The sequence below is a fragment of the Streptomyces sp. NPDC059853 genome, assembly GCF_042731495.1.
Taxonomy (GTDB): domain Bacteria; phylum Actinomycetota; class Actinomycetes; order Streptomycetales; family Streptomycetaceae; genus Streptomyces.
Genome location: NZ_JBHWJL010000248.1, coordinates 1 through 7,983, shown reverse-complemented (window position 1 = coordinate 7,983; position 7,983 = coordinate 1). Strand labels below are relative to the sequence as shown.

The following is a 7,983-nucleotide window of genomic DNA, read 5'->3' as shown; positions in this document are numbered from 1 at the left end:
CAATAGCGGCCGCGCCCCCCCCGCTTTAGGCTTGGGGGGTGCGGCCGTTCATATCGGCCCATTGAGCGCATATGCCTGAGAGGAACGAGGCGGGAGCACATGACCGACCCGGTGACGGCGGGGGCGGGCCACGTCGGCACGTTCGACGAGAAGCGCGCCGAGAACGCCGTCCGTGAACTGCTGATCGCCGTCGGCGAGGACCCCGACCGCGAAGGGCTGCGGGACACCCCGGCCCGGGTGGCCCGGGCGTACCGCGAGATATTCGCCGGGCTGTGGCAGGAGCCGGAGGATGTGCTGACCACGACCTTCGATCTGGGCCACGACGAGATGGTGCTGGTGAAGGACATCGAGGTGATGTCCTCCTGCGAGCACCACCTGGTGCCGTTCGTCGGCAAGGCCCACGTCGGCTACATCCCGTCCTCCAGCGGCAAGATCACCGGCCTGTCGAAGCTGGCCCGGCTGGTGGACGTCTACGCCCGCCGCCCGCAGGTCCAGGAGCGGCTGACCACGCAGATCGCCGACTCGCTCATGCGGATCCTGGAGCCGCGCGGGGTGATCGTGGTGGTGGAGTGCGAGCACATGTGCATGACGATGCGCGGGGTGCGCAAGCCGGGCGCCAAGACCACCACCTCGGCGGTCCGCGGTCAGCTGCGGGACGCGGCGACGCGCGCCGAGGCGATGAGCCTGATCCTCTCCCGCTGAGCGGACGGGCGCCGGCTCCGCGCGCTACGCGCGTTCCAGCAGCCGCTTGAGGGTGGCCAGATCCTTCTCGACGGCGGCGGCGTCGCCGCGGAAGTCCGCCTCGCTCCGGCCCGGGCGGCGTCGCACGGTGAAGACGACCTCGCAGGCGTCCGGGCCGTCCGGGATCACCCGCAGCGGGTTGTACACGCTCTCGCCGCCGGGCAGCCGCACCTCGTGGTCGAGGACGCCGTACGGATTGCGGGGCGCGAAGGTCACCTCCACCCGGCCCATGGGGGAGGCGGCGGCGATCCAGCGGCCGTCGACCAGTTCGATGGAGCCGCCGAGTCAGGCGGCCCAGGCGGGCAGCTGGGCCGGGTCACCGGCGTAGGCGTAGACCTCGTCGGCGGGCCGCTCGATGCGCGTGCTCAGATGCAGGGATTCCATGCCGGGCACGCTATCGGGGGCCGGGGCCGGCCCGTCTTGAACGAAACGGCCGGTGCGGTGCGGGTCAGTGCTTGCCGGCCCGGGGCTTGCCGAAGAAGTCGAACCCGCCGGCGGGCTCCGTCCGCCGCGGCGGGGCCGGCTGGGGCTGCTGGGGGACGGGGCGGGCCTGCGGCGCGGTGCCGGCGGGCGGGGTGTCGCCCTCGGCCGGCCGCGCCGCCGGGCGGCCGGGCCGCTCCTGCGGCTGCTGCTGTGTGGCGGCCTGCTCCTGCCGGGCCTGCTCCTGGCGGGAGCCGTTGCGCGACAGCTTGCCGAGCGCCTCGTACGCCTGGAGGTAGGTGAGCTGAGTGGGGGCGCCGCCCGAGGTGCGGTGGTCGGTCGCCTGCGCGGGCAGGGCCTTGGCCGGTTCCGCGGCCTCCAGGGCCAGCTGCCTGCGGCCCTCCAGGGCCTTGGCGCGCTCGGTCTCGGCGGTGGCGTACCGGCGCAGCAGGTCGGCGTGCTCGGAGCGGAGCCGGCCCAGTTCGATGCGCTTGGCGCGGACCTTGGCCTCCAGGGTGGCGACCAGTTCCTGGGCCTCTTCCAGCTCGGCCTGTTTCTCCTCGACCTGCCAGCTGATGCCGGCCTTGGCGGCCCGTTCGCGGGCCACCTTGCGGCCGGCCTCCAGGTCCCAGCGGCGCAGCAGGAAGGCCGCGGCGACGGCGGCGGCCGCGGCGAGCGTGGTCAGGGAGCGCAGCACCACGATGCCGCCGTCGCCGGTGCCGGCCAACCAGGCGGTGCCGGCGCTCAGTACGGCGGTCCCTCCCAGCAGGGCGGGAACCAGCACCCGGTGCAGCGGTGCATTGCGGTGACGTCCACGGGCCATGCCCGAAACCTACCGTGACGCCCGGGCCCGCCGGGACCCGCCCGGCGGACCGTTCTCAGGTGGTTACATTCCGCTGTGGCCGGGTGACGGGGGATCAGCCGCCGAGCAGTCCCTTCTCCTGGAGATAACTCCCGGCGACGTCCGCCGCCTTGAGACGTTCGGCGTCCACCTGCCGGTTGAGTTCCACGAGATCCTCGGTGGTGAGGGTGGCGGTGAGCCGGTTCAGCGTGTCGGTGATCTCCGGGTCGTCACCGATGCCGGCGTGCAGCACGGGCAGCAGATTGTCGGCGAGTTGGAGGTTCTGGTCGTCCTCCAGCAGCACCAGGCCGAACTCGTCGAGTGTGCCGTCGGTGGTGGACACCAGGACGAGATCGTCGGTGCCGTCCTTGACCGCCTGCTTGGCCTGGACGGTGCCGACGCCCTTGGGGTCTATCCCGGTGATGTCGATGCCGTAGACCTCTTCGAGACCCGGCTGGCAGAACGGACGTTCTGGGCATTCATCGCCGGCCGCCAGCTTGATCGGCAGTCCGGAGGCGCCGAGGTCCGAGAGGGTGGTCAGCCCGTGCTCCTCGGCGAACTCGGCGGTGACGGCGAAGGCGTTCTGGTTGACGGCGTCCCCGGCGTCCAGCACGGTCAGCCCGCGCGGGGTGGCGAGTTCCCGCAGCGCCTCGACGGTGGCCACCGGGTCGGAGGAGGCGACGAGCGGGGCGTCCTCGCCGTTGGCCCGGACGTTGAGGAACTCGGTGAGGGTGGCGGCGTACTCGGGCACGATGTCGATCGAGCCCTTCTCCAGCTCCGGCGCGTACAGTTCGCGGCTCTGCACCGTGATGACCTCGGTGGTGTAGCCGGCGTCCGTCAGCAACTGGGAGTACAGCTCGGCCATGATGGTGGCCTCGGTGAAGTCGCCGCCGCCGATGGTGAGGGTGCCGGTGGACGCGCCGCTGTCCTGCTCGCCGCCGTCGCCTCCCCCGGATTCCAGGCTGTCGCCGCCGCAGGCGGTCAGCGCCAGCGCGAGGGCGGCGCTGCCGCAGGTGACGCCGAGCAGCCGGCGCAGCGGGGTTCGGGAGGTGGTCGCGGTCACGGTGTCGCCTTTCGACGGGGGAGGGTACGGGTTCAGGGCCGGGCGGGCGCCTCGGCGGCGTCGGCCGGTACGGGGACGGGGCCGGGCGGTACGGCGTCCGCGGCCGGTGCGGCACCGGCGCGGCGGCGCCCGGGACGGGTGGGGTCGAGCAGCCGCTGGAGCAGGGCCAGCAGTCCCTCGACGGCCAGCGCGAGCACGGCCACCAGGACGGCGCCCGCGACGACCTGCGCGGTGCGGTAGTTGGCGAAGCCGGCGGTGATCACGCGGCCGAGCCCGCCGCCGCCGGGCAGCGCGGCGAGCGTGGCGGTGGCCACGATCTGCACGGCGGCGGTGCGCACCCCGGTCATCAGCATCGGGAAGGCCAGCGGCAGTTCGACCCGGCCGAGGACCTGCCACCGCGACATGCCCATGCCGCGCGCGGCCTGCACGATGTCGCGGTCGGTCCCGGCGATGCCCACGTAGGCGTTGGTGAGCAGCGGGGGCACCGAGAACAGCACGAGGGCGATGAGGGTGGGCAGTTCGCCGTAGCGGGCGAGCGGGGTGAGGGTGAGCAGCACCAGCACGGCGAAGGTCGGCACGGCGCGGCCGGCGTTGGAGATGTTGATGGCCAGCGCTCCGCCGACGCGGCGTCCGCCGCCGTGGCCGAGCCACATGGCGAGCGGCAGGGCGATGGCGCAGGCGGCGAGCAGGGCGACGGCCGTGAGGTAGAGGTGCTCGCCCAGCCGCTGGGTGATGCCGCCGTCGCCGCTCCAGTGCGCGGCGGTGGTGAGCCAGCTCCAGGCTCCGGTCAGGGCGTTCACGCGATCCGTCCCTTCCGGGCCCAGGGGGTGAGGGCGCGCTGGGCGCCGAGCAGCAGCAGATCGGCGGTGACGGCGAGCAGGACGCACAGCACGGAGGCGGTCAGCACCTCGGCCTTGAAGTAGCTCTGCATGCCGCTGTAGATGAGGTTGCCGAGGCCGCCGTGGCCGACGATGGCGCCCACGGTGGTGAGGGAGACGGCGGAGACGGTGGCGATCCTGACCCCGGCCATGACGGCGGGCAGCGCGAGCGGCAGTTCGACGGTGAGCAGCAGCCGGCCGCGTCCGTACCCCATGCCGAGTGCCGCGTCCCGGACGTCGGCGGGCACGGAGCGGAGCCCGGTGAGCATGTTGCGCACCAGGACGGTCAGGGAGTAGAGCACCAGTCCGCACACCACCACCGCCATCGACAGGCCGAAGAACGGCAGCAGCAGCGCGTACATGGCGAGGGACGGGATGGTGTAGAGAACGGTGGTCAGCCCCAGGAGTGAGCCGGCCGCCGGCCGCCAGCGGCGGGCCAGCAGGGCGAGTGGGAAGGCGACGGCGACGGCGATGGCCACCGCGGACGCCGTGATGACGAGGTGTTGCACGGTGGCGTCGGCCAGCTCCTGGCCGCGGGTGCGTACGTACTCCCCGCAGATCCAGTCGTTCGCCACCAGACAACTATTCGCACTCATGTCCACGACCCTAGGCGGTAAACCTGACAGACTCATGAACATGCTGCTTTTCGACCACGTCACCAAGCGCTATCCGGACGGCACCCTCGCGGTGGACGATCTGTGTCTGGAGGTGGCGCGCGGCGAACTGGTCACCCTGGTCGGGCCCTCGGGCTGCGGCAAGACCACCACCATGAAGATGGTCAACCGGCTGGAGGCCCCCACCTCCGGGCGTGTCCTGCTGGACGGCGAGGACGTCGCCGAGCAGGACCCGGTGCGGCTGCGCCGCCGCATCGGCTACGTCATCCAGCAGGTCGGGCTCTTCCCGCACAAGACCGTGCTCGACAACACCGCCACCGTGCCCGTCCTGCTCGGCGAGCGCCGCGCGGCCGCCCGGCGGCGGGCCGCCGAACTGCTGGAGCTGGTCGGCCTGGACCCGGCCGTGTACGGGGGCCGCTACCCCGACCAGCTGTCGGGCGGTCAGCGGCAGCGGGTGGGCGTGGCCCGGGCGCTGGCCGCCGACCCGCCGGTGCTGCTGATGGACGAGCCGTTCGGCGCGGTGGACCCGGTGGTGCGCGAGCGACTGCAGAGCGAGTTCCTGCGGCTCCAGGCCGAGGTGCGCAAGACGGTGCTGTTCGTCACCCACGACATCGAGGAGGCGGTGCGGCTCGGCGACCGGATCGCCGTGTTCGGGCAGGGCCGGGTGGCGCAGTTCGACACCCCGGCCACCGTGCTGGGCGCGCCGGCCACCGAGGAGGTGGCGTCCTTCGTCGGCAGCGACCGCGGCCTCAAGCGGCTGTCCGTCACACCCGTCGAGATCACCGATCTGGAGCAGCCGCCGGTGGTCCATCTGGCCGACTCCATGGCGACGGCCTGCGCCAGGATGCGCGCCGAGGGCGCGCGCTGGGCGGTCGTGCTGGATGGCACGGACCGGCTGCACGGCTGGGTGCGCATACCGCGCGAGGACGACGGCCCCGCCCCCGATGGCACGGTGGCCGGGCACGCCCGCCGGATGGAGGCGTGGCTGCCGGTGGGCGCCCCGCTCAAGCAGGCGTTCGCCACCATGCTCCAGTACGACGCGGGCTGGATCGCCGTGCTGGACGGGGACCGCTTCCTCGGCGTCCTGACCCCGGCGAGCCTGCACGCGGCGCTGCGCCGCTCGGTCGCGGAGAGCGCCGTGGAGAGCGCGCCGGTGGGGTGAGGGCCGGGCGGACCGGTCCGCCCGGCCGGGGGCCGGTCAGATCGGCGAGCCCATCGGGCCGTGCCGGTCGTGGTCGTCGTCGCCGTCCCCGTCGGGGAGCTTGCACACCCGCTCCAGATAGAGGGCGGCGGCGCACACCGCGATCCCGGCCAGCACCGACAGGCCCGCGTACAGGGCGTGTTCGCGCCGGTTGGGCACGTCCATCCGCTCCAGCAGCAAGAACAGCCCGAAACCGCCGTACAACCCCGCCACCAGGGACGACACCAGGGCGCTCGCCTGGCCGAAGACGACCGCCCTGGCCGCCATCAGCGGCTCCACCGGCCGGGCGCCCCGCCGCCGCTCGCGCTGCGCCCGCAGCCGGCCGCGCAGCGACACCGCCGTACCCAGCAGCACGGCGGCGATGACCGCGAGGACGACGGGCGCGAGCAGCGGTACGGCGGGCAGGGTGCCCAGCGTGTCCCACAGCCCGGCACCCGCCCAGCCGAAGGCGAACGCGGCGGCGAACAGCCCGGCCAGGTTTCTGATCCGCAGGTGGTTCACCGCTGTCCGCGCCCCTCGTCCGTCACCTGTTCCGTGCCTCCCCGCTCAGTCGGGCAGGACCAGTTCGAGATCGGCGCGCCGCGCGATGCCCTGCTCGGGCAGCGCCGACAGCAGGTCGGCGACCCGGCCCTGCCCCGGCACCTCGGCCGCCGGATCGACATCGTGCCACGGCACCAGGACGAAGGCCCGCTCGTGCGCCCGCGGATGCGGCAGGGTGAGCTCCGGATCGTCCGAGACGACGCCCTGGTAGGACACGATGTCCACATCGATGGTGCGCGGCCCCCAGCGCTCGTCGCGGACGCGCTCGAACGCCTCCTCGATGGCGTGCGCGCGCTCCAGCAGGGAGGCCGGGGGAAGCGTGGTCTTCACCACGACCACCGCGTTGAAGTACGTGGACTGGGTGCCGGGCGCGACGCCCCACGGCTCCGTCTCGTACACCGGGGACACGGACTTCACCCGCAGTCCCGGCGTGTCCTCCAGCGCGTCGATGGCGCCCTGGAGGGTTTCGAGGCGGTTGCCGAGGTTGCTGCCGAGGGACAGCACGGCGTGTTTGGGGTTGTGGAGAGTCGAGTCGGCGGCGTCGACCTGCTGCACCACGGAGGCGGGCACCGGCTGGACGGTCGGATCGGGAGTGGACGCGGCATTGCTGGGGGTCATGCTCGGCTCCGCTTGATGGTGATGGTCACGTCGTCGAAGGGAACGGTGATCGGCGCCTGCGGCTTGTGCAGGGTCACCTCTGCCTCGTGCACGGCGGTGAACGCCAGGCAACGGTCGGCGATCCGCTGGGCGAGCGTCTCCAGCAGATCGACGGGTTCGCCGCCGACGACGGCGAGGACTTCCTGGGCCACCACCCCGTAGTCCACGGTCTTCGTCAGGTCGTCGGCCGCGGCGGCGGGCCGGGTGTCCAGGCTCAGGGTGAGATCCACCGTGAACCACTGGCCGCCCTCCCGCTCGTGCGGGAGCACGCCGTGGAACCCCCTGGCCCGCAGCCCGCGCAGCGTGATGCGATCCATGGCCTGCTCCCCTCTCGCTGGTCCCGTGCCGGTACGGGCCGTTGCCGCCGGCACATTCGAATCTACCTGCGGCCGGTGACCGGCCCTGTCAGCGGCGGTTACCCGCCCGCCGTACCGGCTAAGCTCCGGCGCCCACCCCATCACGGCCGCCGCGGCGGCGCCCGGCCGGGGTCGCCCAGCGCGCACGCGCGCGGACCGGGGAGGATGCCGGAATCCCTCCGGTGTCTAGGGTGGGGGTATGGGTGAGATGCAGGGGCAGGTGGCCGGGCTCCCGGCGTGGGGCCGGTGTGCGGTCATGGGCGTCGTCAATGTCACGCCCGACTCCTTCTCCGACGGCGGGCAGTGGTTCGACCCGGAGGCCGCCGTCAAGCACGGCCTCGACCTGGTGGCCGCCGGAGCCGATCTGATCGACGTGGGCGGCGAGTCCACCCGCCCCGGCGCCACCCGGGTGGACGAGGCCGAGGAACTGCGCCGGGTGCTCCCGGTGGTCCGCGCGCTCGCCGCCGAGGGCGTCATCGTCAGCGTCGACACCATGCGCGCCTCCGTCGCGGAGCGGTCGGTCGCCGCCGGGGCGCGCCTCGTCAACGACGTCAGCGGCGGGCGGGCCGACGCCCGGATGGTGCCGGTGGTCGCCGAGGCGGGGGTGCCGTTCGTGGTCATGCACTGGCGCGGCCAGAGCATCGACATGAACGACCGCGCGGTGTACACGGA

The 7,983-nt window shown here is 73.3% G+C and carries 10 protein-coding genes and 1 pseudogene; 3 read left to right on the top strand and 8 right to left on the bottom strand.

Annotated elements, in window-relative coordinates:
- Positions 1-99: 99 nt before the first annotated feature.
- Complete coding sequence (gene folE, locus ACFV5N_RS21520) at positions 100-702, top strand: GTP cyclohydrolase I FolE (RefSeq protein WP_375064716.1); 603 nt, start codon at positions 100-102, stop codon at positions 700-702.
- A gap of 24 nt (positions 703-726) precedes the next feature.
- On the opposite strand, the pseudogene ACFV5N_RS21515 reads toward folE, so the two are convergent.
- From ACFV5N_RS21515 to ACFV5N_RS21495, 5 genes and pseudogenes are all read right to left on the bottom strand, one after another.
- Positions 727-1,125: pseudogene (locus tag ACFV5N_RS21515) on the bottom strand (SRPBCC family protein).
- Positions 1,126-1,189: 64 nt separating this feature from the next.
- Complete coding sequence (locus ACFV5N_RS21510) at positions 1,190-1,984, bottom strand: hypothetical protein (protein ID WP_385602229.1); 795 nt, start codon at positions 1,982-1,984, stop codon at positions 1,190-1,192.
- Between the two features lie 94 nt (positions 1,985-2,078).
- The gene (locus ACFV5N_RS21505) at positions 2,079-3,065 is read right to left on the bottom strand and encodes an ABC transporter substrate-binding protein (RefSeq protein ID WP_385602227.1); all 987 of its coding nucleotides are present in this window, start codon (positions 3,063-3,065) and stop codon (positions 2,079-2,081) included.
- A 32-nt stretch (positions 3,066-3,097) separates the two neighbouring features.
- Positions 3,098-3,865, bottom strand: a complete 768-nt coding sequence (locus ACFV5N_RS21500; protein WP_385602224.1) for an ABC transporter permease — start codon at positions 3,863-3,865, stop codon at positions 3,098-3,100.
- On the bottom strand, positions 3,862-4,539 hold the full coding sequence (locus ACFV5N_RS21495; RefSeq protein WP_385602222.1) for an ABC transporter permease: 678 nt from the start codon (positions 4,537-4,539) through the stop codon (positions 3,862-3,864). Before ACFV5N_RS21495 ends, ACFV5N_RS21500 begins: the two co-directional genes overlap by 4 nt.
- Before the next feature lie 40 nt (positions 4,540-4,579).
- Here ACFV5N_RS21495 and ACFV5N_RS21490 point away from each other — a divergent pair, with 40 nt between their 5' ends.
- Positions 4,580-5,719, top strand: a complete 1,140-nt coding sequence (locus ACFV5N_RS21490) for an ABC transporter ATP-binding protein (protein WP_385602219.1) — start codon at positions 4,580-4,582, stop codon at positions 5,717-5,719.
- A 36-nt stretch (positions 5,720-5,755) separates the two neighbouring features.
- On the opposite strand, the gene ACFV5N_RS21485 is transcribed toward ACFV5N_RS21490, so the two are convergent.
- The 3 genes from ACFV5N_RS21485 to folB are packed head-to-tail and all read right to left on the bottom strand — an operon-like array spanning position 5,756 to position 7,272.
- Positions 5,756-6,259, bottom strand: coding sequence for a DUF3180 domain-containing protein (locus tag ACFV5N_RS21485; protein ID WP_385602217.1), 504 nt, complete (start codon positions 6,257-6,259; stop codon positions 5,756-5,758).
- A 45-nt stretch (positions 6,260-6,304) separates the two neighbouring features.
- Positions 6,305-6,916 (bottom strand): 2-amino-4-hydroxy-6-hydroxymethyldihydropteridine diphosphokinase, encoded by a 612-nt coding sequence (folK, locus tag ACFV5N_RS21480; RefSeq protein WP_019436166.1) that lies wholly within the window; start codon positions 6,914-6,916, stop codon positions 6,305-6,307.
- Positions 6,913-7,272 (bottom strand): dihydroneopterin aldolase, encoded by a 360-nt coding sequence (folB, locus tag ACFV5N_RS21475; protein WP_385602213.1) that lies wholly within the window; start codon positions 7,270-7,272, stop codon positions 6,913-6,915. Before folB ends, folK begins: the two co-directional genes overlap by 4 nt.
- Positions 7,273-7,510: 238 nt before the next feature.
- Between folB and folP the strand changes: the two genes are divergently transcribed.
- The coding region (gene folP, locus ACFV5N_RS21470) for a dihydropteroate synthase (RefSeq protein WP_385602211.1) at positions 7,511-7,983 on the top strand (473 nt) is incomplete at its 3' end.

Coding starts and splice junctions, on each gene's coding strand:
- folE (WP_375064716.1), top strand. CDS start 100: ATGACCGACCCGGTGACGGCGGGGGCGGGCCACGTCGGCACGTTCGAC.
- ACFV5N_RS21510 (WP_385602229.1), bottom strand. CDS start 1,984: ATGGCCCGTGGACGTCACCGCAATGCACCGCTGCACCGGGTGCTGGTT.
- ACFV5N_RS21495 (WP_385602222.1), bottom strand. CDS start 4,539: ATGAGTGCGAATAGTTGTCTGGTGGCGAACGACTGGATCTGCGGGGAG.
- ACFV5N_RS21490 (WP_385602219.1), top strand. CDS start 4,580: ATGCTGCTTTTCGACCACGTCACCAAGCGCTATCCGGACGGCACCCTC.
- folK (WP_019436166.1), bottom strand. CDS start 6,916: ATGACCCCCAGCAATGCCGCGTCCACTCCCGATCCGACCGTCCAGCCG.
- folB (WP_385602213.1), bottom strand. CDS start 7,272: ATGGATCGCATCACGCTGCGCGGGCTGCGGGCCAGGGGGTTCCACGGC.